Origin of the sequence: Mesorhizobium sp. ANAO-SY3R2 (assembly GCF_042466635.1) — a bacterium.
Lineage (GTDB): Bacteria > Pseudomonadota > Alphaproteobacteria > Rhizobiales > Rhizobiaceae > Aminobacter.
This window is the reverse complement of record NZ_CP159955.1, coordinates 2,705,560-2,729,106: the sequence shown is the minus strand read 5'-3', so window position 1 is coordinate 2,729,106 and position 23,547 is coordinate 2,705,560. Positions and strand designations below refer to the sequence as shown.

At 64.1% G+C, this 23,547-nt stretch carries 16 protein-coding genes; 14 read left to right on the top strand and 2 right to left on the bottom strand.

The window, feature by feature from the left end; translation table 11 throughout:
• Positions 1-12 precede the first annotated feature (12 nt).
• The 14 genes from ABSY17_RS18130 to ABSY17_RS18065 all read left to right on the top strand — a co-directional run bounded on the left by ABSY17_RS18130 (position 13) and on the right by ABSY17_RS18065 (position 18,277).
• Positions 13-3,915 carry a glycoside hydrolase/phage tail family protein gene (locus tag ABSY17_RS18130; protein WP_378943664.1) on the top strand — a complete coding sequence of 1,301 codons (3,903 nt, stop codon included), beginning with the start codon at positions 13-15 and terminating at the stop codon, positions 3,913-3,915.
• A 32-nt stretch (positions 3,916-3,947) separates the two neighbouring features.
• Positions 3,948-4,160, top strand: coding sequence for a hypothetical protein (locus ABSY17_RS18125; RefSeq protein ID WP_378943662.1), 213 nt, complete (start codon positions 3,948-3,950; stop codon positions 4,158-4,160).
• A 76-nt stretch (positions 4,161-4,236) separates the two neighbouring features.
• Complete coding sequence (locus tag ABSY17_RS18120) at positions 4,237-4,530, top strand: hypothetical protein (protein ID WP_378943660.1); 294 nt, start codon at positions 4,237-4,239, stop codon at positions 4,528-4,530.
• Between the two features lie 69 nt (positions 4,531-4,599).
• Positions 4,600-5,265, top strand: a complete 666-nt coding sequence (locus ABSY17_RS18115; RefSeq protein ID WP_378943658.1) for a response regulator transcription factor — start codon at positions 4,600-4,602, stop codon at positions 5,263-5,265.
• 46 nt (positions 5,266-5,311) lie between these two features.
• Positions 5,312-6,688, top strand: a complete 1,377-nt coding sequence (locus ABSY17_RS18110) for an ATP-binding protein (protein ID WP_378952837.1) — start codon at positions 5,312-5,314, stop codon at positions 6,686-6,688.
• Between the two features lie 91 nt (positions 6,689-6,779).
• Complete coding sequence (locus tag ABSY17_RS18105; protein ID WP_378943656.1) at positions 6,780-7,226, top strand: hypothetical protein; 447 nt, start codon at positions 6,780-6,782, stop codon at positions 7,224-7,226.
• Between the two features lie 99 nt (positions 7,227-7,325).
• Positions 7,326-8,462: a c-type cytochrome biogenesis protein CcmI gene (ccmI, locus tag ABSY17_RS18100; protein ID WP_378952834.1), complete on the top strand. Its 1,137-nt coding sequence runs from the start codon at positions 7,326-7,328 to the stop codon at positions 8,460-8,462.
• A 2-nt stretch (positions 8,463-8,464) separates the two neighbouring features.
• Positions 8,465-8,905: a cytochrome c maturation protein CcmE gene (ccmE, locus tag ABSY17_RS18095; protein WP_378943654.1), complete on the top strand. Its 441-nt coding sequence runs from the start codon at positions 8,465-8,467 to the stop codon at positions 8,903-8,905.
• 18 nt (positions 8,906-8,923) lie between these two features.
• Positions 8,924-10,912, top strand: a complete 1,989-nt coding sequence (locus ABSY17_RS18090) for a heme lyase CcmF/NrfE family subunit (RefSeq protein WP_378943652.1) — start codon at positions 8,924-8,926, stop codon at positions 10,910-10,912.
• Complete coding sequence (locus ABSY17_RS18085; RefSeq protein WP_378943650.1) at positions 10,909-11,376, top strand: cytochrome c-type biogenesis protein CcmH; 468 nt, start codon at positions 10,909-10,911, stop codon at positions 11,374-11,376. The genes ABSY17_RS18090 and ABSY17_RS18085 overlap by 4 nt, the downstream gene beginning before the upstream one ends.
• A gap of 117 nt (positions 11,377-11,493) precedes the next feature.
• Positions 11,494-13,029: a Do family serine endopeptidase gene (locus ABSY17_RS18080; RefSeq protein WP_378943648.1), complete on the top strand. Its 1,536-nt coding sequence runs from the start codon at positions 11,494-11,496 to the stop codon at positions 13,027-13,029.
• Positions 13,030-13,196: 167 nt separating this feature from the next.
• Positions 13,197-13,871 (top strand): response regulator transcription factor, encoded by a 675-nt coding sequence (locus tag ABSY17_RS18075; RefSeq protein ID WP_378943646.1) that lies wholly within the window; start codon positions 13,197-13,199, stop codon positions 13,869-13,871.
• Positions 13,871-15,322, top strand: coding sequence for an ATP-binding protein (locus ABSY17_RS18070; protein WP_378943644.1), 1,452 nt, complete (start codon positions 13,871-13,873; stop codon positions 15,320-15,322). The genes ABSY17_RS18075 and ABSY17_RS18070 overlap by 1 nt, the downstream gene beginning before the upstream one ends.
• Positions 15,323-15,331: 9 nt before the next feature.
• Positions 15,332-18,277 carry a bifunctional [glutamine synthetase] adenylyltransferase/[glutamine synthetase]-adenylyl-L-tyrosine phosphorylase gene (locus tag ABSY17_RS18065; RefSeq protein ID WP_378952831.1) on the top strand — a complete coding sequence of 982 codons (2,946 nt, stop codon included), beginning with the start codon at positions 15,332-15,334 and terminating at the stop codon, positions 18,275-18,277.
• Between the two features lie 36 nt (positions 18,278-18,313).
• Here ABSY17_RS18065 and ABSY17_RS18060 read toward each other — a convergent pair whose 3' ends face one another.
• Positions 18,314-20,647 carry a PAS domain-containing sensor histidine kinase gene (locus ABSY17_RS18060; protein ID WP_378943642.1) on the bottom strand — a complete coding sequence of 778 codons (2,334 nt, stop codon included), beginning with the start codon at positions 20,645-20,647 and terminating at the stop codon, positions 18,314-18,316.
• A 219-nt stretch (positions 20,648-20,866) separates the two neighbouring features.
• The gene (gene pepN, locus ABSY17_RS18055; RefSeq protein WP_378943640.1) at positions 20,867-23,512 is read right to left on the bottom strand and encodes an aminopeptidase N; all 2,646 of its coding nucleotides are present in this window, start codon (positions 23,510-23,512) and stop codon (positions 20,867-20,869) included.
• Positions 23,513-23,547 lie beyond the last annotated feature (35 nt).

Here is a 23,547-nt window from a genome sequence, read left to right as displayed (position 1 = left end):
CGGAGACCGCCGATGGCGACGATTGTGCTGCAGGCTGCCGGGGCTTTCGTCGGTGGCATGCTCGGACCGATAGGCAGTGCCATCGGCGCTGCTGCCGGAGCCCTGGCCGGATACGCTGTCGACCGGGCGCTGATCGACAGCACCCGGCGCATCGAGGGACCGCGCCTGACGGGGGCCCGGCCTTTCACTGCGGAAGAGGGAGCGTCTCTGCCGCGGATCTACGGCACAGCGCGCGCTGGCGGGACGCTGATCTGGGCCACACGTTTCAAGGAGACGCGGTCGACGCGCAGGCAGGGCAAGCTCGGCCCGAAGGTGACCGAATATTCCTACTATGGCAATGCGGCCTTTGCTTTGTGCGAAGGCGAGATCGCCGGCATTCGCAGGGTGTGGGCGGATGGGCGTGAACTCGACCGCGAGAAGATCGAGTTGCGTGTTTATTCAGGCACCGAAAGCCAGAGCGTCGACCCGCTGATCGCGGCGAAACAGGGGGCGGGCAATGCGCCGGCCTATCGCGGGGTCGCTTATGTCGTGGTCGAGAACCTCGATATCGGCGAATACGGCAATCGCATTCCGCAGATGCAGTTCGAGGTGCTCAGGCCGATCGGCGCGTTACGCAAGGCCGTGCGCGCCGTCTCGCTCGTTCCAGGCGCGACGGAGTATGGCCTGTCGACCAGTCTGGTCCGGCGCCAGAAAAGGCCAGGCGACACGGAGGCAGTCAATCGACACGTCCTTTATGCTGGCACCGACATCGCAGCCTCGCTCGACGAGCTGCAGATGCTGTGTCCGAACCTCGCGAATGTGGCGCTCGTCGTCGCGTGGTTCGGCAATGATTTGAGAGCCGGTCAATGCAAGCTGAAGCCGGCAGTCACCAACGCATCGACGCCAGGGCTTTCCCATGCCTGGCGAGTGTCGGGCGCGGCGCGGCCGGAGGCGATGGTCGCTTCTACCCATGACGGCGGCCCAGCCTATGGCGGCACGCCCTCCGACCGCAGTGTCAAGGAGGCCATTGCCGAGATCAAGGCGCGCGGGCTCAAGGTGACGCTGTACCCGTTCGTGATGATGGACATCGCCGAGGGCAACAGCCTGCCCGATCCCTATGGTCAGCCACGCCAGGCGAGCTACCCTTGGCGCGGCCGCATTACCTGCACGCCGGCGTCGCAGCTTGCCGGAACGGCGGATAGGACCGCCGCAGCGCGGAGCCAGGTCGACGCGTTTTGCGGCAGCGCGCTCAGGACGCAATTCTCGGCGGCAGGCGATACGGTCAATTTCTCGGGCAGCGCCAGTGACTGGGGATACCGGCGCTTCATCCTGCACTATGCCCATCTGGCCGCTTCTGCGGGCGGGGTCGACGCGTTCCTGATCGGCACCGAGTTGCGCGGCCTGACCACATTGCGCGACGGTGCCAACGCCTTTCCCTTCGTCGAAAAGCTCTGCACGCTCGCGGCCGACATTCGCACCGTGCTGGGGCCGGGTAGCCAAATCACCTACGGCGCCGATTGGAGCGAGTATTTCGGGCATCAGCCGGCCGACGGCAGCGGCGATGTCTATTTCCACCTCGATCAGCTCTGGGCACATCCGGCGATCGACGCCATAGGCATCGACAACTACATGCCCTTGTCGGACTGGCGCGATGCCGACTATGCCGGGGGCAACCCGGATGGATTTGCCTCGCCCAATGACCTGGCGGGCCTGCGCACAGCGATTGCCGGTGGCGAGGGATTTGATTGGTACTATGCGGATTTTGACGCGCGGCTGCAGCGAACACGCAGCCCGATTTCTGATGGCGCCTACGGCAAGCCCTGGGTATTTCGATACAAGGACCTGATCGGCTGGTGGTCCAATCATCACTACAACCGGCCAGGTGGCGTCGAGGCGGCGACACCCACCGCCTGGGTGCCGCGGAGCAAACCGATCTGGTTCACCGAACTGGGTTGCCCGGCGGTCGACAAGGGGCCAAACCAGCCCAACATGTTCCCGGACGTCAAATCGTCCGAGGATGCGGCTCCGTATTTTTCCAATGGCGGGCGCTCCGATATGGCGCAGCGGCGCCTACTCGAAGCCCATGCGGGACATTGGGATCCGGCTTCGGCTGGTTTCGATGGTACGCGCAATCCGCTGTCGCCCGTCTATGGCAGCCGCATGGTCGATGTGGCGCGCAGCTACCTGTGGGCATGGGATGCACGGCCTTATCCGGCCTTTCCGTTGCAGTCGCGGGTCTGGGCGGACAGCGAGGCGTGGCATCGCGGGCATTGGCTCAACGGCCGCTTGTGCGGGCCAACGGTTGCCGATCTCATCAACGCCATCCTGCGCGATCATGGCCTGCCCGAGGCTGATACGGACGGCGTCGACGGTACGGTAGGCGGCTATGTGATCGCCGACCCGACATCGGCCAGGGCGGCGCTCGAGCCTTTGCTGGAACTGTTCGGCCTGTCGGTGAAGGAGGAGACGGCAAGGCTCGTCTTCAGGCGGGCGACCGCCTCCAATGAGGCACCCATAGAACTCACGGAACTGGCATTCGATGGCGAAAAGGCGGTGGTCGAGACGGTGCGCGCACCCGATCACGATCTGCCCGTCGAGGTCGTGCTCAATTTTCGCGATCCCGTCGCCGACTATCAGTCGGCCACGGCGCGCAGCACCAGACTTGCCGCTGCCGGCACTCGTCAGCACGGGATATCCTTTCCGGGCATGCTCGAAGCCGGCCAGGCAAGGGCGCTTGTCGAGAACTGGACGCGCAGGGTCTGGGGCGAGCGCGAACGCACGAGCTTCGCGCTCGCCGAGCCGCGCGCTGACATCGCGCCGGGCAGCATCGTCAAGGTTCCTGCTTCCGGCAGCAGTTCGGAATTCCTGGTGACGGAGATAGAGCAGGGGTTGGTCAGGAAGGTCACTGCACGCCAGATGGTGCGCACCGTGCCTGAGCCATGGCGTTCGGCGAATCCCGGCGTGGAGCCCACGACGTCAGTGGTGACTGGCCAGCCGCACGCCGTCTTCCTCGACCTGCCGATGATGGAGGCGCTGTCATCTGCACCTCAGGACCATTTTCGGGTTGCCGTCACGCAAACGCCCTGGCGCAGCCAGGCTCTTTTCGTGTCGCCCGAAGACAGCGGCTTCATGCTGCGCGGATCAGTCGGTCGGCGTGCCGATATGGGCGTACTCGCAGCAGCCTTGCCGCCCGGAGTGGAGGGGCGTCTCGTTCTTTCGGCAGCATTGGCGGTGGAGCTCTATGAAGGCGAACTGGCGAGCGTGAGCCGTCTGCAACTGCTCAATGGCGCAAACCTTGTTGCCGTGCGATCAGCCAATGGCGCCTGGGAAGTGCTGCAGTTCGAGACCGCAGAAGAAACGGCGCTGGGGATTTGGCGTTTGAGCGGCCTGTTGCGCGGGCAGTTCGGGACTGGCGATGCGGCCGCTGCGGGAGCAAGTGCCGGAGCCGATTGCGTCGTTCTCGATGATGCTGCAGTGGCGGCCGGACTGCTGGCGGGGGAGGCCGGCCTGCTGCTCAACTGGCGCGTCGGGCCGCTGGGAGGCGATTTCTCCAGCGTCAATTTTTCCACGCATCAGGAAACAGGCGGCAGGCGAGCGCTGATGCCGCTTTCACCTGCCCATCTGAGGGGGAAGTTGACGGCCGGACACGATCTTGCGCTGTCCTGGATCAGGCGCGGACGCATCGACGCCGACAGCTGGGAGGCGAGCGAGATACCGCTCGGCGAAGAGCGTGAGGAATACCGCATCGACGTGGCCGCCGCAGGCGGCGCCATCGTGCGCTCCGTGACCCTCTCGACGCCGGCCTGGACCTATCCGGCAGCCGATATTGCGGCTGACTTCGGCACACCGCCGGCCGTCCTCGACATCGCCGTGCGTCAGCTGAGTGCCGCTGCAGGCTGGGGCCTGCCGGCGACGCGGCGCTTCGCGTTGGCCTGAGCGGCAGAGTTTTCATCTGAAAGGATCAGAACATGTTGAACCTGAAACCCTGGTACATGTCGCGGACAATCTGGGCCTCGGCCGTGACCATGCTGTTGGGCATCGCCGGGCTTGCGGGGATGCCGGTTGACGGCGTCGACAATGCGGCGCTGACCGATACGGTCCTGCAAGCGATCACCGCACTTTCGGGCCTGGTTGCGATCTTTGGGCGACTGGCCGCCAAGGAGCGCATCGGCAAGCGCTAGGAGGCTTGCTATGGCAGCAATTGCATGAACTCATTGTTCATTCCACGTTCAGCACTGCTGCAGTAGAAGTTCCGGCATGAAAACGTTTCGCTCCATATTCCGGCCCGTCGTGACCGCGCTTTGCGCGGCTGGACTGTTCGCCAGTTCTGCGATTGCAGGGCCGCGGCAAGCCGCGGAAGGCGAATATGTCGTCGCTGCCGCGGATTGCTATGCGATCGGCCAGCAGGTGGCTGACCAGCATGGCGGAACATTGGCGAAGGCTTCCGAATCCAACCAGGGCGGGCAGTCCGTATGCGTGATCGTGGTTCTGGTGCCGGCGAAAGACGGCCAGCGCCCGCGTCGGGTTCAGGTCGTGGTGCCGGCCAACTGACGGCGATTTCGCCGGAAGGCCGGAATCGCCTATATCTTGTGTAGTCCCAATCACTGATCGTGAAACCATATGCGCATACTCGTCGTCGAAGATGACAAGGACCTGAACCGCCAGATTTCCGAGGCGCTGACCGACGCAGGCTATGTCGTCGACAAGGCCTTTGACGGTGAGGAGGGGCATTACCTCGGCGACACCGAGCCCTACGACGCCATTGTGCTCGACATAGGCTTGCCGCAGATAGACGGTATCAGCGTCGTCGAGCGCTGGCGCCGTGATGGCCGCAAGATGCCGGTGCTGATGCTGACCGCACGCGACCGCTGGAGCGACAAGGTCGCCGGCATCGATGCCGGAGCGGACGACTATGTGACGAAGCCCTTCCATATCGAGGAAGTGCTGGCACGGGTTCGGGCGCTGATCCGGCGCGCCGCCGGCCATGCCTCGTCGGAACTGTCTTGCGGCCCTGTACGGCTCGACACCAAGGCATCGAAGGCTGATGTCAACGGTGTGCCGCTGAAATTGACGTCGCACGAGTTCCGCCTGCTTGCCTATCTCATGCATCACATGGGCGAGGTGGTGTCGCGCACGGAACTGGTCGAGCATCTGTACGACCAGGATTTCGACAGGGATTCCAATACGATCGAGGTCTTCGTCGGCCGCCTTCGCAAGAAAATGGGCATCGACATGATCGAAACCGTCCGCGGTATGGGATACCGCATGCGCGAGCCGGAGGCGTAAAGCGGAACAGCTTCGCAAACGACTGACACGCTGGAAGCGATATGCGCTGAGCCTGGGGCCGCGCTCGCTGGCGTTCCGCGTCATCGCCTTTTCGACGATCTGGGCGATCCTGGCGTTCGCCTTGATCTTCACCGTCATCAGTTCGCTCTATCGCGAGACGAGCGAACGGGGCTTCGACAGCTTGTTGTCGGCGCATCTGTTCAATCTGATCGGTTCTGTCGGGGTCTCCGATAGCGGGACCCTGACCGGCGGCCCGGATTTGGGGGATCTCCGGTTCTCCGAGCCGGTATCGGGCTGGTACTGGTCGGTCGAGCCGGTGTCAAAAGGCCTCGTCGGGCAATTGCGCTCCTCGTCGATGACCAAGCCGATTGATGCGCCGAGCATTGCCGATGCGCCATTCAATTCGGAATTCCAGCGGCACTACCAGATCGGCGGCATCAACGGGGAGGTGCTCCAGGTCTTCGAGAGCGAGTTCGTGCTCGATTCGCAGAACCGCATCGCGCGCTTCCGCGTCATGGGCAATCGCAGCGAACTTGAAGACGAGATCTCGGGCTTCGAGTGGCGCTTGTTCTCGTACCTGTCGCTGTTCGGCTTCGGCATGATCGCAATCAATGCCATTGCCATTCTGCTCGGGTTGCAGCCGCTGGCCCGCGTTCGCAACGCGCTTGCCATGGTTCGGGAGGGCACGGCGCAACGGCTGACCGGGCGTTTCCCAGCCGAGATCCAGCCGCTCGCCAACGAGACCAACGCCCTCATCGAAAACAACAGGCGCATCGTCGAGCGTTCGCGGACCCAGGTCGGCAACCTCGCCCACTCGCTGAAGACGCCCCTGGCCGTGATGCTGAACGAAGGACGTGCGCTGGGCGGCCCCAAGGGCCAGCTGATCGCCGACCACGCTGCCGCCATGCAGCAGCAGATCGATCACTATCTCCAGCGCGCGCGTGTTGCCGCCCAGCGCGAAAGCGTCGTTTACCGCACACCGGTTGCGCCACTCCTCCAGCGCATGGTCCGCGTGATGGAAAAGCTCTCGCGCGGGACGAGGATTTCGCTGGCCCTTCCCGAGACCGAGGTGGTGTTCGCTGGCGAGCGCGAGGATCTTGAGGAGGTCATCGGGAACCTGCTCGAAAACGCGATGAAATGGGCGTACACGGCGGTCGAGGTATCGGTGGAAACCGCAGCGCCCGTGGGCGACGAGCCGCCACGCTTTTCGATTCTCATCGAGGATGACGGGCCGGGCATTCCAGAGGACAAGGCACGCGAGGCGCTGCAGCGCGGAAAGCGGCTGGACGAGACCAAACCGGGCACCGGGCTCGGTCTGGCCATCGTTGCGGATCTGGTCAAGGAATATGGCGGGCGGCTCAGTCTGGAACGGTCGACGATGGGAGGATTGAAGGCCGTCGTGGAGTTGCGCGGAGTGCAGTAAAATTGTCTGGCCGAATCGGCCCCATTTCGGCCAAAGATGGAACCTACGCGGCGCCAAGTCATTGTAAGTGGACGCAGATTCGGGACCGGTGATGAGCATGAGATTTCAGGTGGCACTGGTTGCTGGGCTGGTTGCCGTTTCCGGCTGCACGACCAGCGGGGGCGGAACCGGTGGAGCGATCGCTCCTGCAATTGCTGGTGTCTACAGCGGTGCTTCGAACGGCAAGGTGGCGGTGCGCATCATCAACGCCATGGAAGGTGGCCTGATTGGCGGTTCGATCGGCAATGGTTTGAGCGAATCAGATCGGCGCAAGGCGCTTGAGGCTGAATATCGTGCACTTGAGTACGGTCAGGGCGGACAGGCGATTGCCTGGAAAGGCACCGGGCGTGCCGGCGAAGTCGTTGCCGCGCAGCCCTACAGGGTCGGCTCGCAGGATTGCCGGCAATATTCGCAAACAGTGTTCACCACCGGGACGCCGGTGACCGCGCGCGGAACGGCCTGCCGCAATGCGGATGGCAGCTGGACGCCGTTGACCTGAGTTTTCGCGCATTTCGATTCAGCAGAAGCGCTTGAATCGTCAATAAGCCGCAGCGTGGAGATGTTGGCAGCTTGCCGGCTGCTGGCTATTTAGATGAGCATGCTGTTCTGGGTCATAGCCGCCGTTCTGACACTTGCTGCGAGCCTCGCGGTTTTGCTGCCGTTGACGCGCCGCGTCGAAGGCGATTCCGACAAGAGCCATGACCTCGAAGTCTATCGTGATCAGCTCGCCGAACTCGACAAGGACGCGGCGCGCGGCTTGATTGCTGCGCCTGATGCCGAGCAGGCACGCGCCGAGATTGCACGTCGCATCATCAGGCTGGACGTCGAGGGGGCGCCATCCGCGCGGACTGGCCCGTCGCTTGTTTCGCGAGCGATCGGCGTTATGGCGGTGCTGGCTATCCCGGTATTGAGCTGGAGCATCTATACAGCGATCGGCTCACCCGCTGTGCCGTCGCAACCGCTGGCCGCGCGACTTGCGCAGAATCCGGCGAACAGTTCGGTCGATGAACTCGTTGCGCGCGCCGAGGCGCACCTTGTTGCCAACCCTTCCGATGGCAGGGGCTGGGATGTGCTTGCGCCGATCTACATGCGGATGGGTCGCGCCGCCGACTCGGTCACCGCCTATCGCAACGCCACCAGGCTTTTGGGCGCGAGCGCCGCGCGCACTTCCGGTCTCGGCGAAGCCATTGCCGTCGCCGCCGGCGGGATCGTCACGGCGGATGCTCGTTCGGCGTTCGACGATGCGCTCAAGGTAGAGCCTGCCAATCCAAAGGCGCGGTATTTCCTTGGGCTCGCGCTCGCACAGGAAGGCAAACTGGCCGATGCGGCCGTCGCATGGCGGCAATTGGCCGAAGGCTTGCCGGCGGATTCGCCATGGCGCTCGGTGGCCGAGCAGGCGGCGGCGCAGGCTGAAGCCCCGGCTGCACCAGCAGCCGCTGCTGCAGGAACGCCCGGGCCAAGCCAGCAAGACATCGATGCTGCTGCCTCCATGTCGGCGGGGGACCGTACGGCGATGATCGAGGGTATGGTGGCAACGCTCGACGCGAAGCTTCGTCAGGACCCGCTTGACCCGGAGGGCTGGCAACGGCTGGTGCGTTCATACACGGTGCTAGGCAAAGCCGAACTGGCTCAGGATGCGCTTGATCGTGGCTATGTGGCGCTCGGGCGAGACAGCGAGGATGGCAAGAAACTTTCAGAGTTGGCCGGTTCTCTCGGTCTCAAGGTAACGGAGTAGGCATGACGCGCAAGCAAAAGCGGCTGTCGGTGATTGCGGGAGCCCTCGCCTTCCTCGGCGCGGCCACCGCGCTGACCTTCTACGCGCTTGGCCAGAAGGCGTCCTATTTCTACATGCCGGCCGATCTCCAGACGGCCAGCCTGCAGCCGGGTAAGCGCATTCGCCTCGGCGGCCTGGTCGAGGTGGGATCGATCGTGCGCGGGCAGGGCACCGATGTTGCCTTCGGCGTGACCGACTCCGATAAGACGGTCAAAGTGCGCTACACTGGCATCCTGCCCGATCTGTTCCGGGAAGGGCAGGGCGTGATCACCGAGGGCAGCTTCGGGCCGGACGGCACCTTCATTGCCGACAGCGTGCTCGCAAAGCACGACGAAAACTACATGCCCAAGGAAGTCGCCGACAGCCTGAAAGAAAAGGGTGTCTGGCAGGAAACAGCAAAATGAACGGCGGACGGCGCTGACATGGTCGAGACGGGTCACTTCGCGCTTATCCTGGCGCTCGCCTTGTCGCTGGTGCAGTCGCTTGTGCCGCTTTACGGAGCCTACCGGGGCGACGCCAGGCTGATGGCTGTTGGCGGGCCGGTCACTGTCACCGGCTTTGCCATGATCGCGCTATCCTTCGCGGTCCTGACGATGGCTTATGCCCAGTCCGACTTCTCGGTGGTCAATGTCTGGGAAAACTCCCATTCACTCAAGCCGATGCTCTACAAGATTACCGGAACCTGGGGCAATCACGAAGGCTCCATGCTGCTGTGGGTGCTGATCCTCAGCTTCTTCGGTGCGCTGGTGGCGGCCTTCGGCGGCAATCTTCCGGCCACGCTCAGGGCCAACGTGCTGGCCGTCCAGGGCTGGATCGGAACCGCGTTCCTGCTGTTCATCCTGATCACGTCCAATCCCTTCGCCCGCCTGGTTCCGGCACCGATCGAGGGCAAGGATCTCAATCCGATCCTCCAGGACTTCGGCCTCGCGGTTCATCCGCCGCTGCTCTATCTCGGCTATGTCGGGTTCTCCGTCTGCTTCTCCTTTGCCGTTGCAGCATTGATCGAAGGCCGCATCGACGCTGCCTGGGCGCGCTGGGTCCGGCCGTGGACGCTCGCCGCCTGGGTGTTCCTGACCGGTGGCATTGCCATGGGGTCATACTGGGCCTACTACGAGCTCGGCTGGGGCGGCTTCTGGTTCTGGGACCCGGTCGAAAACGCGTCCTTCATGCCTTGGCTCGCCGGCACCGCGCTGCTCCATTCGGCCATCGTCATGGAAAAGCGCTCGGCGCTGAAGATCTGGACGCTGCTGCTGGCCATACTGACGTTCTCGCTGTCGCTGCTCGGCACCTTCCTGGTGCGCTCGGGCGTGCTGACTTCTGTCCATGCCTTCGCCAGTGACCCGAGCCGCGGCGTGTTCATCCTTTGCATCCTCACGCTGTTCATCGGTGGTTCGCTGGCGCTTTTTGCGCTGCGGGCCTCGTCGTTGACTTCCGGCGGCATCTTCCAGCCGATTTCGCGCGAGGGCGCCCTGGTCCTGAACAACCTGTTCCTGACCACGGCGACGGCGACCGTGCTGATCGGAACGCTCTATCCGCTGGTGGTTGAGGCGCTGTTCGGTGACAAGATTTCGGTCGGCGAACCCTTTTTCAACCTCACCTTCGGCCCGCTGATGATCCCGCTTCTGGTGCTTGTGCCATTCGGGCCGCTGCTGGCCTGGAAGCGCGGCGACATCGCCGCGGCCTCGCAGCGGCTGATGTTCGCTTTCGGTGCTTCGCTGTTGGTCGTGCTGGTCACCTTCCTGTTCATCGACGGCGCTTCGGTCTTTGCGGCTCTCGGAGCGGGTCTTGCGGCTTGGCTCGTGCTTGGTGCGCTGACCGATCTCGCACTCAAGTCCGGTATCGGAAATGTCACGTTCCGGATCGCCTTGCGGCGTCTGGTCGGGCTGCCGCGCTCGGTGTTCGGCACGGCTCTGGCCCATCTCGGTCTCGGGCTGACCTTGCTTGGAATCGTTGGCGTCCTGTCGTTCCAGAGCGAGGCCATACTGGTCATGAAGCCCGGCCAAGTTCTTGAAATCTCAGGCCACAACCTTCGCTTCGACGGGCTGCATCCGGTGCGCGGGCCGAACTACACCGAAGATCAAGGCCGCTTCTCGCTGCTCGGTGCCGCCGGCCAGCCCGTTGGGGAGATCATCTCGTCCAAGCGTTTCTATCCGGTCCGCCAGATGCCGACGACCGAGGCCGGTATCAAAACGATGTGGCTCAGCCAGCTCTACATTTCGCTTGGTGACGAGACCCAGGATGGCTCGGTGGTGGTGCGTGTCTGGTGGAAGCCGCTTGTCACTCTGATCTGGGGCGGCGCGCTGGTGATGATGGCGGGCGGCTTCGTGTCGCTGATGGATCGCCGCCTGCGGGTGGGCGCACCTGCGCGCCGCAAGTCGGCCGAAGCCAAAACCAGCCCGGTGACAATATGAAAACGAAACTGCCGGCAGTCGCTGCGTTCCTGGTCGCGACGTTCGTCGCGGGGGCGGCCCTAGCCGTCAAGCCGAGCGAGATGCTCGCCGATCCGGCGCTGGAGGCACGGGCGCGTCTGCTTTCTGAAGAACTCCGCTGCATGGTCTGCCAGAACCAGTCCATTGACGAATCGGATGCAGAGCTTGCGGCCGATTTGCGCGTTTTGCTGCGTGAGCGCCTGCTTACCGGCGACTCGGACGAGCAGGTGATGGACTACATCGTCTCGCGCTATGGCGAGTTCGTGCTGTTGAAGCCGCGCTTCAATCTGCGCAACGCCCTGCTGTGGGGGGCGCCCGTGCTGATCCTGCTTGGCGGCGCAGCCTTCGTCTTCACGTCGGCGCGTTCACGCCGCAGGCAAGAAACCGCGGCCCTCACAAAGGAAGAGCGGGATGCGCTCGATGCAATCCTGCGCAAGGACAGCTGATCTTTCCAAACATTACGAAAGTTTCATCCGTCGGAAATGGCACTGTAATGTAAGCCTCTCTATCTCTTGAGTCATCGGATGCGGTAGAAAGCATCCCGCTCAAGAGGATCAGAGACAATGAACAGCACCCATTCTCCCCTTTCTCGTTCGCGCAAGCGCTTCATGGCAGCAGCCGCTTCGATCGCCCTTGCAGGCACGATCGGGCTGGGTGCCGTGACCACTGGGGCGATCCCCGTTTATGCAGATCCGGTGCGCGTAGACGCTGTGCAGGTTCCCAGCTTTGCGGATGTCGTTGACCATGTCTCGCCGGCCGTTGTCAGCGTTCAGGTCAAGGCCAAGATCGCTCCTGCTTCGGATACGGGCGACGGCGCCTACTTCGATCAGCGCGGCTTTGACAATCTGCCCGACAACCACCCGCTGAAGCGCTTCTTCCGTCAGTTCGGCGAGGACGGCAACGGCAACCAGAACCGTGGCCCGAAGTTCAATCGCGGCGGCAACCAGAAGCCGCGCCCGGTCGCTCAGGGCTCTGGCTTCTTCATTTCCGATGATGGCTACCTGGTCACCAACAATCACGTTGTTGGCGATGGCACCGCCTACACGGTCGTCACCGGTGACGGCAAGGAATACGACGCCAAGCTGATCGGCACCGATCCGCGTACCGACCTTGCCGTGTTGAAGGTCGATGCGGACACCAAGTTCACCTATGTCAGCTTTGCCGATGACGCCAAGGTGCGGGTCGGCGACTGGGTCGTCGCTGTCGGCAACCCGTTCGGCCTCGGCGGCACCGTTACGGCAGGCATCGTATCGGCGCGCGGTCGCGACATTGGCGCCGGTCCCTATGACGACTTCATCCAGATCGACGCCGCAGTGAACCGTGGCAACTCGGGCGGACCGGCCTTCAACCTGAACGGCGAAGTGGTCGGCATCAACACCGCCATCTTCTCGCCCTCCGGCGGCAGTGTCGGTATCGCCTTCGCCATCCCCGCTTCGACCGCCAAGCAGGTTGTCGCCGACTTGATGAAGACCGGCAGCGTCCAGCGCGGCTGGCTCGGCATCGAAATCCAGCCGGTGACTGCCGACATCGCCGAATCCCTTGGCCTCAAGAGCGAGAAGGGCGCGCTGGTAGCGAGCGCACAGGATGCAGGTCCGGCCAAGAAGGCAGGCATCCTTTCCGGTGACATCGTCACTGCGGTCGACGGCAAGGAGGTCGCTTCGCCCAAGGAGCTCTCGCGCCTGATCGGCGGTATCGCGCCTGGCAAGACGGTGGACGTCACCGTCTGGCGCAACGGCAAGAACGAGACCGTCAAGGTTGGCCTTGGCGAACTGCCGGGCACGGACAAGCAGGCATCGGCTGACAAGCCCTCGACGCAGAGCGAGGCGACGTCGCTTGCCGATCTCGGCCTGACCGTCACGCCCAACGAAGACGGCAAGGGGCTGGTTGTTACCGATGTCGATCCGTCGAGTGACGCTGCCGATCGCGGCATTCAGGCCGGAGACGTCATCACCGCCGTCAACGCCGTTGAAGTAAGCGCACCGGCCGACGTGTCCAAGGCTCTCGATCAGGCAGAAAAGGCGGGCCGCAAGGCGGTCCTCTTCCAGATCAGCCGCGACAACGGCAACCGCTTCGTGGCTCTGCCGGTCAACCAGGGCTGATTGAACGAACGGCCTTTCCCATCGCGCGGCCCCCATCCCCGGGAACCGTCGCGATGGGACAAGTGGCGTGGCAGCGGCAGCGGGTCTTGCGACCTCGCTGCCGCTTGCTCTTGGAGGATCGAACAATGTCGGCTCTGCCATCGCCCAAAATCGCGTATAACGACGCTATGAAGATTCTCGTTATCGAAGATGACCGCGAGGCGGCGGACTATCTGCAGAAGGCCTTTGCGGAGGCTGGTCACACCGCGCATGTCGCAGGCGACGGCGATTCCGGCTTCGCGCTCGCCGACGCCGGCGAGTATGACGTGATGGTGGTCGACCGCATGCTGCCCCGGCGTGACGGGCTCTCGGTGATTGCTGGCCTGCGGTCGCGGGGTAACACCACTCCCGTGCTCATCCTCTCAGCTCTTGGCGAGGTCGATGACCGCGTGACTGGCCTGCGTGCCGGCGGCGACGACTACCTGACCAAACCCTATGCGTTCTCCGAACTGCTGGCCCGTGTCGAGGTGCTCAACCGGCGCGCGCCGACGCGCGAATCCGAAACGCTCTATCGCGTTGGCGATCTCGAACTCGACCGGTTGTCCCATACCGTCCGGCGCGCATCGCACGAGATCACGCTGCAGCCGCGCGAATATCGCCTGCTCGAATATCTGATGCGCCATGCCGGGCAGGTGGTCACCCGCACGATGCTTCTGGAAAATGTCTGGGACTATCATTTCGATCCCCAGACCAACGTGATCGACGTCCACGTCTCCAGGCTGCGCAGCAAGATCGAGAAGGGCTTCGACAAGCCCATCCTGCACACCATCCGCGGTGCCGGCTACATGCTCAAGGCGGGCTGATGGCGTTCAAGCTGCCAGCAATCATGCGAACCACGGCTGCGCGCCTGTCGGCGCTCTACCTGCTGCTGTTCGCACTCTGTGCAGTTCTGCTTGTTCTCTACATGACGTCGTTGTCGGTCCGCATGCTGACGGCGCAGACGCAGGATACCATCAACGAGGAAGTGCTCGGCCTCGCCGCCGGATATCAGCGCGGCGGCATCCCTGTTCTGGTCCGCGTCGTGGAACAGAGATCGCGGCAGCCGGGCGCCAATCTATACCTTCTCGCCGATCCCAACGGCCAGATCCTGTCCGGTAACGTCCAGAGCATCCAGCCGGGCGTGCTGAAACGCGAAGGCTGGACGGAAACGCCCTTTTCCTACGAACGCTATGGCGAGAACGCCGGCAGGCGCCCGCCGACCTCGACCGAGCCGTCCGCGGCTCAGGCCGCAGGCGAGATCGGGCACAACGCGATAGCGGTAGTGCTGCGCCTGCCCAACCAGATGATCCTGCTTGTCGGCCGTGACCTTGGCGAGCCCGAAAGGTTCAGGAGCGTCGTCCAGCGCGCCCTGATGGGCGCGCTCGGCATGATGGCCGTTGGCGGCCTGTTGATCTGGTATTTCGTCGGCCGGCGCGCCTTGAAGCATATCGACAGCGTCTCGGAAGCCAGTCGGCGCATCATGGGCGGCGACCTTAGCGGCCGTCTGCCGGTGTCCGGCGGTGGCGACGAATTCGACCGTCTGTCGGAGAATCTGAATGCGATGCTGGCCCGCATCGCCCGCCTCAATGACGGGCTCAAACAGGTTTCCGACAACATCGCCCATGACCTCAAGACCCCGCTGACGCGCCTGCGCAACAGGGCGGAGGCAGCACTGTCGGGCAAGAAGAGTACGGCCGAATACCGCGAAGTGCTGGAAGGCACTATCGCCGAATCCGACCAACTCATCCGCACGTTCAACGCCATCCTGATGATTTCGCGGCTCGAGGCTGGTTATTCCGCCGAACAGCTCGCCAAGGTCGACCTCGCGGCCGTGCTCCGTGATGTCGTAGAGCTCTACGAGCCTGTCGCCGAGGAAATGGGTGTCGGGCTGGAGGCCACCGTGGCCGGCGACTTCGTGGTCAACGGCAATCGCGAACTGATCGCCCAGGCGCTGTCGAACATCGTCGACAATGCCATCAAATATTCGGCCGGCGTGGTCGAGCAGCCGCATGTAAAGGTCGCTTTGGAGCGCAAGGGCACCGAGATCTGCCTGGCGGTTTCTGACAACGGCCTGGGCATTCCCGACGAGGGCGACCGCAAGCGCGCCACCGAACGTTTCGTGCGGCTGGAAAAGAGCCGTTCGCAGCCGGGGTCCGGCCTCGGCCTCAGCCTTGCCAAGGCGGTGATGAAATTTCACCACGGCCGGCTTGATCTCGAGCCCGGCAATCCCGGATTGTCCGTGCTGATGGTGTTCCCCGGATCGAAGGACGAATAGATGAAGAGCATGGCCGCCAGGAAGGCATCTGACGAATGGCGGCTCAGGCCCACTACGGCTGTCGCAGCGCTCGATCCGGAGCGCGGCCGCCGCGAACTGTACGAATTGGCGGCGCATGCAAAGGAAGAGGGGCTCGATCGCGTCGCTGCCTTTTTGAAGGCCAAGGGGCCGGTCCAGGACTTTCTTGCTGCGGTCGTCGACCTCTCGGTCTTCATGCGCGACAGCGCCAGGCGCCAGCCGGAGATGCTCGATCGGCTTTTCGAACAGACCATTGCGGAGCGGCTCCAGGCCATCGGCGAAAGCATTGCGGCCGCACCGCGAGAGGAAGGCGTAACCGAAGCCACCTTGATGATGCGGCTGCGTCGCTTGAAATCGGAGGCGCATTTCCTGATTGCGCTGGCCGACCTCGCCGGTGAAGCCGATGCGTCGGTCAGCGTGCGCCGGCTGAGCGATCTGGCTGATCTCTGCACGGCTGCTGCGGTGGATTTCCTGCTTCGGGATGCCCACCAGCAGGGCAAGCTCAAGCTTCCCGATCCCGAAAATCCCACGCGCGGGTCCGGCTGGATCCTGCTCGGCATGGGCAAGCTCGGCGCACACGAGCTGAATTTCTCGTCCGACATCGACCTCGTCGTCTTCTTCGATCCCGAGGCGCCAGCGATCCTCGATCCATACGAGGCGACCGACCTGTTCGCGCGGCTGACCCGCCGCTTGGTCCGCATCATGCAGGACCGTACCGAGCACGGCTACGTGTTCCGAACCGACCTGCGCCTGCGTCCCGATCCCGGCTCGACGCCGCTGGCGATCTCGATCCGGGCAGCACTGCACTACTATGAAAGCCGCGGCCAGAACTGGGAGCGCGCGGCCATGATCAAGGCGCGCCCGGTGGCCGGCGACATCGCCGCCGGTGAGGCGTTCCTGAAAGAGCTTCAGCCCTATGTCTGGCGCAAATACATGGACTACGCGGCCATTGCCGACGTCCACTCGATCAAGCGCCAGATCCATGCCCACAAGGGGCATGGCGAGGTTGCGGTCAAAGGCCACAACGTCAAGCTCGGCCGCGGCGGCATCCGCGAGATCGAATTCTTCGTCCAGACCCAGCAACTGATCGCCGGTGGCCGTTTCCCCGAATTGCGCGGACGCGCCACGGTGCCGATGCTTGGCCAACTCGCCGCCCGTGGCTGGATCACGGCCGAGGCGCGCGACGCGCTCGAGCGGCAATATTGGTTCCTGCGCAGCGTCGAGCACGCTATCCAGATGGTCGCCGACGAGCAGACCCACACCTTGCCGGAGGATGATGAGGGGCTATCCCGCATCGCCCACATGCTGGGCTTCCCCGACGCCGACGCCTTCTCCAAGGCCTTTCGCGCCTCGCTGCTGGAGGTCGAGGGGCACTATGCGGCGCTGTTCGAGGCCGCGCCCGAGCTTTCCGCCGGCATCGGCAACCTCGTCTTCACCGGTGATGTCGACGATCCCGACACGCTGCACACGCTGCGCCAACTCGGCTTCCAGCGCCCATCCGACATCTGCCGCGTCATCCGCGGCTGGCATTTCGGCCGCTACCGCGCCACCCAGTCGGCCGAAGCGCGCGAGCGCCTGACCGAACTGACGCCGGCACTGCTCGAGGCCTTCGGCAAGACGCGCCGGGCCGACGAGGCGCTGATGCGCTTCGACGAGTTCCTTGCCGGCCTTCCCGCAGGCATCCAGCTTTTCTCGCTGCTCCAGTCGAACCCGGCGCTGCTCAGGCTGCTCGCCACCATCATGGGCGCGGCCCCCCGGCTTGCCGCCATCATCACCCGGCGGCCGCATGTCTTCGACGGGCTGCTCGATCCCGCGCTGCTGTCCGAACTGCCTGACCGGGCCTATCTCGCCGCTCGCCTTTCGGCCTTTCTCGAATCCACCCGTCTCTATGAAGAAGTGCTCGATCGCCTGCGCATCTTCGCGGCCGAACAGAAATTCCTGATCGGCGTGCGTCTGCTTGCCGGCGCCATCGACGCGCCGCGCGCCGGCAAGGCTTTTTCCGACCTCGCCGACCTGACAGTCGGCGCAGCACTGGAGGCGGTCGAAGCCGAATTCGCTCAACGTCATGGCAAGGTTCCGGGCGGACGCGTGACCATCCTCGGCATGGGCAAGCTCGGTAGCCGCGAACTGACCGCCGGTTCCGATGTCGACCTGATCCTGCTCTACGATCACGACGAGCACGCCGAGGAATCAGACGGCGAAAAACCGCTTGCGCCTTCGCACTATTATGCGCGGATGACCCAGCGGCTTATCGCGGCGGTCGCCGCGCCGACTGCTGAAGGGGTGCTTTACGAACTTGATCTCAGGCTACGCCCCTCCGGCAACAAGGGGCCGGTCGCTACCCACGTCTCGTCCTTCCGCAAGTATCAGCGCGAGGAAGCCTGGACGTGGGAGCATATGGCGCTGACGCGCGCCCGCCCGATTGCCGGCGATGCTTCGCTCTGCGCCGAGGTCGAGGCGGAGGTCCAGGCAATCATCGACCTGCCGCGCGATGCCGCCAAGGTTGCGGCCGAGGCGCGCGACATGCGCCAGATGATCGAGGACGAGAAGCCGCCGCACGATCTATGGGACATCAAGCTGGTGCCCGGCGGGCTCATCGACCTCGAGTTCCTCGCCCAGGTGGCGGTGCTTACCGGCAAGCTGGAAGGGCAGGGGCATTCGACCGCCACCGCAGATGTCCTGCATCGCCTGGCACCGGGGTTTGCCGACGCGCAAACGCGCCAGGATCTGGTCGACGCCTATGCGCTCTATGCGGCGATTACCCAGATGACGAGACTGTGCCTTACCGGTGCGTTCGAACGCAACGACGTTCCGCCTGGACTCTCGGACTTGCTCCTTGCGGCAACCGACCTGCCCGATTTCAGCGTGCTGGAGGCTCATCTCAAGGAGACACAGCAGAAGGTTCGAACGCATTTCGACCGGCTGCTGCGCGCGTAGCGGAAATAGGATCAGGGAGTAGTGCGGGCGGTCTTCTCAGGCCGCCTTCAGCAGCGTGCCGGCGGCCTTCCGCACCGGGATGCGCACGGCAACGATGGTGCCGACACCTTCCGTCGACCTGATCTTCAGCGCGCCGCCATGCAACTCGGCGAGCGACCGCGAAATGGCGAGGCCGAGGCCGGAGCCCTCGTGGTTCTTCGAGAACTGGTTCTGAACCTGTTCGAACGGCCGGCCGAGCTTGCCGAGCGCGTTCTTGGGGATGCCGCAGCCATTGTCTTCGATGCTGAGCGTCAGCGCGCCCGAGGCGTTGCGAGCCCGCATCATGATGCGGCCGCCCTGGCCGGTGAACTTCACGGCGTTCGACAAGAGGTTGATCAGGATCTGCTTGACGGCGCGGCGGTCGGCGAACAGCGTCATCTGCTCGGCGATTTCGGTCTCGACAGTGATCGATTTCTGCGCCGCCTGCAGCGAGATCACCCGCACGGTCTCGCGGATCAGCGGGCAAAGGTCGATTTCCTCGCGGTCCATCGAGAACTGGCCGGCTTCGATCTTGGACATGTCGAGGATGTCGTTGATGACGCCCAGCAGGTACTTGCCGCTCGAGTTGATGTCGCGGGCATATTCCTCGTAGCGCGGCGAGCCGAGAGGGCCGAACAGCTTGCCTTCCATCAGTTCGGAGAAGCCGATGACGGCATTGAGCGGCGTCCGGAGCTCGTGGGACATGTTGGCCAGGAATTCCGACTTGGCGCGGTTGGCAGCCTCGGCGCGTTCGGTTTCCTTCATGTATTTGCGGTTGAGCTCGACCAGTTCGCGCGAGCGTTCCTCTTCGGAGCGGCGCGCCAGGCTGAGGTCGTGGATCGTCGCCATCAGGCGGCGCTCGCCCTCCATCAGCTTGTCCTGGTGCTGCTTGATCTGGGTGATGTCGGATCCGACCGACACGGTGCCGCCGTCGCGCGTCTTGAGTTCGTTGACCTGCAGCCAGCGGCCGTCGGCAAGCTGGCGCTCATAGGTGGCGCCCGCGCGCGGACCGTTGGCGTTGGCGAGCCGCCGCTCTGACACGAAGGCGACCATGCGTTCCTCGAGGTCTTCGCGCGATGTGCCGGGCAGCACGTCGCGGTCGCTCAGCCCGTTGTCGTGCTGGTACTTGGTGTTGCACATGACCAGCCGGTCCGACGAATCCCACAGAACGAAGGACTCGGTGATGTTTTCGATCGCTGCCCTCAGCCTGAGGTCGGCGGCCTCCGAGCGTAGCGCCAGGTGCCGCTGCTCGGTGATGTCGACGGCGATGCCGGTCATCTGGATTTCGGGGGCCTCCGGATCGACGACCTGGGCGCGGGCGCGCATCCACACCCAGCGGCCGTCGGCATGGCGCATGCGGAAGACGCGGTCGATATGGTCGACCTCGCGCGCCACCACCTGGTTGGCCAGCTCGAACAGATCGCCGTCCTCGGGATGGATGATGCGGGCAACCTCGCCGAACGACAGCATCGCTTCGCAGGTCTCGTAGCCGAGCAACTCGTACATCGAACGCGACCAGTACATCTTGCCGCGTACCATGTCCCAGTCCCACAGCCCGCACTTGCCGCGGACGAGCGCGAGATCGATGCGCTCTTGTCCTTCCTGGTAGATGCCGTCGGCGGCCTGGGCGCGCGCAGCCTGGCTGAAATAGGCGAAGAGAATGATGATCATGACGGCGGCGGTCAGCACGAACAGCGCGACATTGAGCGAGACGGATTTGCGCCATTCCGCGAACACCGCTTCCTGCGGGATCATGGCTGCGGCCGCGGCGCGCTTGCCTTCGGCGAGGTCGACTGCGGCGAACCAGTCCTGCCCGCCGATGCGCACGGTCATTACGCCTGCGCGGTCGCCGAACATGAACAGCGGCTGTCCGCCGCTGACGATGGCGTCCAATGACTGGCCCTGCCAGCCGGTTGATTGCGGGCTGACCGCGATGATGCGGAAGTTCTGGTCGGTCAGGGCAATGACATGGCTGCGGCTCAGCGCACCGTGCTGGACCGCGCGTTCCAGCAGGTCCTGCCCGACGGTGGCGATCGGCACCTCTTCGGTCGCGCCGACCATCAGCGAATTGACCATCTCGCCGGCGGCGAGCGCGAGGATCGCCTTGGCGTTGCGCTCGACGTCGTCGCGCAAGGCCATCATCGACAGGAAGCGCGTCCCGGCGACGACGATCAGGAAGATCATGATCAGCGTTGGTATGGTGCGCCTGAGCAGCGGCTCGGCGGCAAGCAGGCGGCGGTAGGCGGGTTCGGCGATAAGACGTGCGTTGCCCGACAGGCCAGCGCTTCGCGCCTGCCTGCGTCGGACAATGACAGTCTCATCGGGCGCGCCCCACGCGTCCGCCTTGGCCATAGATGGCTCCCCGCAATCCCGTTTTGATGTGACAGATCCGGCAACACAGCACTTCCGAATCGCTAACAAGGAATCAAAGCTGATTCACCTTGTCCAGTGGGGCGGGCGAAAAAGATTAAAATTCGGCTAAAAAGCCATTCGAGAATGGCGTTGTCCAAACTAAAACGGCGGCTCCGAAAACCGGATGCCGCCGCGTTTTGAAAGGCCGTCTCGTGGCGGTCAGGCCAGCGTGCGCTCGACAATGTCGCGCAGATCGGCAGACAGCCCCTCGGCCGCCTGAATGGACAGCAATGCTGCGCGCGCCTTGGCCTGGCGTTCGGGTTCGAGCGAACGCCACGAACGCAGCGCGGTCGCCAGACGTGCCGCGAGCTGCGGATTGCGCTTCTCGACGGTCAGCACCGTCTCGGCGAAGAAGTCGTAGCCGGCTCCGTCGGCGCGGTTGAAGCCTGTCTGGTTGGCGCTGGCGAAGCCGCCTACCAGCGACCGTACCCGGTTGGGATTGGCGATCGAGAAGGCTGGATGCTTGGTCAGCGCCTTGACCGCCTCCAGGGTTGCGGCACCCGGTGCTGTCGCCTGGATCGTGAACCACTTGTCCATCACCAGCGGGTCGCCATGGTAGCGGCTGTCGAACTGGGCGAGTGCCGCGCTGGTCTCCGGCGAGCCGGCGTGCCGATGTGCGAGCACGGTGAGGGCGGCCGCTCGGTCGGTCATGTTGGTGGCAGCTGCGAAATGTGCCGCCGCGCGTGCCGCTCCGCCTGGTAGGATCGCGAGATAGTCGAGCAGCGTGTTGCGCAGCGACCGCCGACCCGCACTCGCCGCATCGGGCGAGAATCCGCCCGACATGCGCAAATCCTCGTAAAGCTGCGCAAAGACGTCGCTATTGGTCTCCGCGATCTTTCTCGCCAGTGCCTCGCGCCCGGCAAAGATCGCGTCCGGGTCGATGTTCTTGCCGATCTCGCGGGCAACGTCCGCTTCGCCGGGCAGGGCAAGCGCCAGCGCCCGGAAGGCATGCTCGAGCGTGCCGTCGTTTGCGATCCGGCCGGCGAGCTTCGCGAGCTCGTCGCTGAACTCAGGCTGCCTGCCGCCCAGCACGTTCCTGTATGCGGCGACGGTGGCGTCGGTCAGAAGCGTGTTGAACGCCTGCCAGCGCGAGAACGGGTCGCTGTCATGCGAGGCGAGGAACATCTGGTCTTCCGCCCGCTGTTCGACTGCCAGCGTGATCGGGGCCGAGAAGCCGCGGTTGAGCGACAGCACCGGCCGTTCGGCGACGCCCGAGAACGTCACCACATGCTTGCGCTTGCGGACGTGGATGACGCCGTCTTCAACGCTGGCGCCCTCGACGCTGTCGAAGGCCATGTCCTTGCCGTCGGCGCCAACCAGCCCGAAGGCGAGGGGGATGTGCATCAGCCGCTTGCGGCTTTCGGACGGCGTCGGCGGCACCGACTGTTCGATCTCGATAGTGAAGGTGGCATTTACCGGATCGTGCGCGGTCGTCACGCTGAGGTTCGGCGTGCCGGCCTGATGGTACCACAGCGCGAACTGCGACAGGTCCTTGCCCGAGACGTCCTCGAACACCCTGAGGAAATCCTCGATCGTCGCCGCCTCGCCGTCATGGCGCTCGAAATAGAGGTCCATGCCCCTGCGGAACATCTCCGCGCCGAGCACGGTGCGGATCATCCGCACCACCTCCGAGCCTTTTTCGTAGACGGTCGCGGTGTAGAAGTTGTTGATCTCGCGGTAGCGCCGGGGCCTGACCGGATGCGCCAGCGGGCCCTGGTCCTCAGGGAATTGATGCGACCTTAGCGTCCGCACCTCGGCGATGCGCTTGACTGGCCGCGAGCGCTGGTCGGCGGAGAATTCATGGTCGCGGAAGACGGTCAGCCCTTCCTTGAGGCAGAGCTGGAACCAGTCGCGGCAAGTGATTCTGTTGCCGGTCCAATTGTGGAAATACTCATGCGCGATGATCGCCTCGATATTGGCGAAGTCGGCGTCGGTCGCGGTCTCCTCGGCGGCAAGCACGTACTTGTCGTTGAAGATGTTGAGGCCCTTGTTCTCCATCGCGCCCATGTTGAAGTCGGAGACGGCAACGATGTTGAAGACGTCGAGGTCGTATTCGCGGCCGAACACCTCCTCGTCCCACTTCATCGAACGGCGCAGCGCGTCCATCGCATAGCCGGCCTGGTTCTCCTTGCCGCGCTCGACATAGATGCCGAGCTCGACCGGCTTGCCCGAGGCGGTGACGAAACGGTCCTTGATGCAGCCGAGATCGCCGGCCACCAGCGCAAACAGATAGGACGGTTTCGGGAACGGGTCGTGCCAGACGGCATAGTGCCAGCCGTCGGCGAGATCGCCTGACTCGATCGGATTGCCGTTGGAAAGCAGCAGCGGCGCCTCGGCGCGCTCAGCCTCGATGCGCACGGTGTAGACCGACAGGATGTCGGGCCGGTCGAGAAAATAGGTAATGCGCCTGAAGCCCTCTGCCTCGCACTGGGTGCAGTAGACCTTGCTGGAGCGGTAGAGGCCCATCAGCGCTTCATTGCGCGAGGGGTCGAGCTCGGTCTCGATCAGCAGCGTGAAGCGACCCGTTACAGGTGGATTGTGGATCACCAGCCGGTCGGGCGTGGCTTCGAAGCCGGCGGCGTCCAACGCCTCGCCGTCGATCTCGAGGCGGCGCAGTATCAGTCCATCGCCGTCGAGTTCGAGTTGCACGGGCTTGTCGACGCCGGCGCGGCGTTCGATGATCAATCTAGCCACCACTCTCGTGCTGTCCTGACCCAGCCGGAAGTCGAGCTCTGTCTTGGGGATCAGGTAGTCGCTGGGCCGGTAGTCCTCGATACGAAACACCTGTCCAGTATCAGTGCGCATGTGATTGGCCTTCCTGTCGACTTCCGAACGCTGGT

Coding starts and splice junctions, on each gene's coding strand:
- ABSY17_RS18085 (WP_378943650.1), top strand. CDS start 10,909: ATGAAAACGAAACTGCCGGCAGTCGCTGCGTTCCTGGTCGCGACGTTC.
- ABSY17_RS18075 (WP_378943646.1), top strand. CDS start 13,197: ATGAAGATTCTCGTTATCGAAGATGACCGCGAGGCGGCGGACTATCTG.
- ABSY17_RS18060 (WP_378943642.1), bottom strand. CDS start 20,647: ATGGCCAAGGCGGACGCGTGGGGCGCGCCCGATGAGACTGTCATTGTC.
- ABSY17_RS18065 (WP_378952831.1), top strand. CDS start 15,332: ATGGCCGCCAGGAAGGCATCTGACGAATGGCGGCTCAGGCCCACTACG.
- ABSY17_RS18070 (WP_378943644.1), top strand. CDS start 13,871: ATGGCGTTCAAGCTGCCAGCAATCATGCGAACCACGGCTGCGCGCCTG.
- ABSY17_RS18125 (WP_378943662.1), top strand. CDS start 3,948: ATGTTGAACCTGAAACCCTGGTACATGTCGCGGACAATCTGGGCCTCG.
- ABSY17_RS18130 (WP_378943664.1), top strand. CDS start 13: ATGGCGACGATTGTGCTGCAGGCTGCCGGGGCTTTCGTCGGTGGCATG.
- ABSY17_RS18090 (WP_378943652.1), top strand. CDS start 8,924: ATGGTCGAGACGGGTCACTTCGCGCTTATCCTGGCGCTCGCCTTGTCG.
- ABSY17_RS18115 (WP_378943658.1), top strand. CDS start 4,600: ATGCGCATACTCGTCGTCGAAGATGACAAGGACCTGAACCGCCAGATT.
- pepN (WP_378943640.1), bottom strand. CDS start 23,512: ATGCGCACTGATACTGGACAGGTGTTTCGTATCGAGGACTACCGGCCC.
- ccmE (WP_378943654.1), top strand. CDS start 8,465: ATGACGCGCAAGCAAAAGCGGCTGTCGGTGATTGCGGGAGCCCTCGCC.
- ABSY17_RS18080 (WP_378943648.1), top strand. CDS start 11,494: ATGAACAGCACCCATTCTCCCCTTTCTCGTTCGCGCAAGCGCTTCATG.
- ABSY17_RS18105 (WP_378943656.1), top strand. CDS start 6,780: ATGAGCATGAGATTTCAGGTGGCACTGGTTGCTGGGCTGGTTGCCGTT.
- ccmI (WP_378952834.1), top strand. CDS start 7,326: ATGCTGTTCTGGGTCATAGCCGCCGTTCTGACACTTGCTGCGAGCCTC.
- ABSY17_RS18120 (WP_378943660.1), top strand. CDS start 4,237: ATGAAAACGTTTCGCTCCATATTCCGGCCCGTCGTGACCGCGCTTTGC.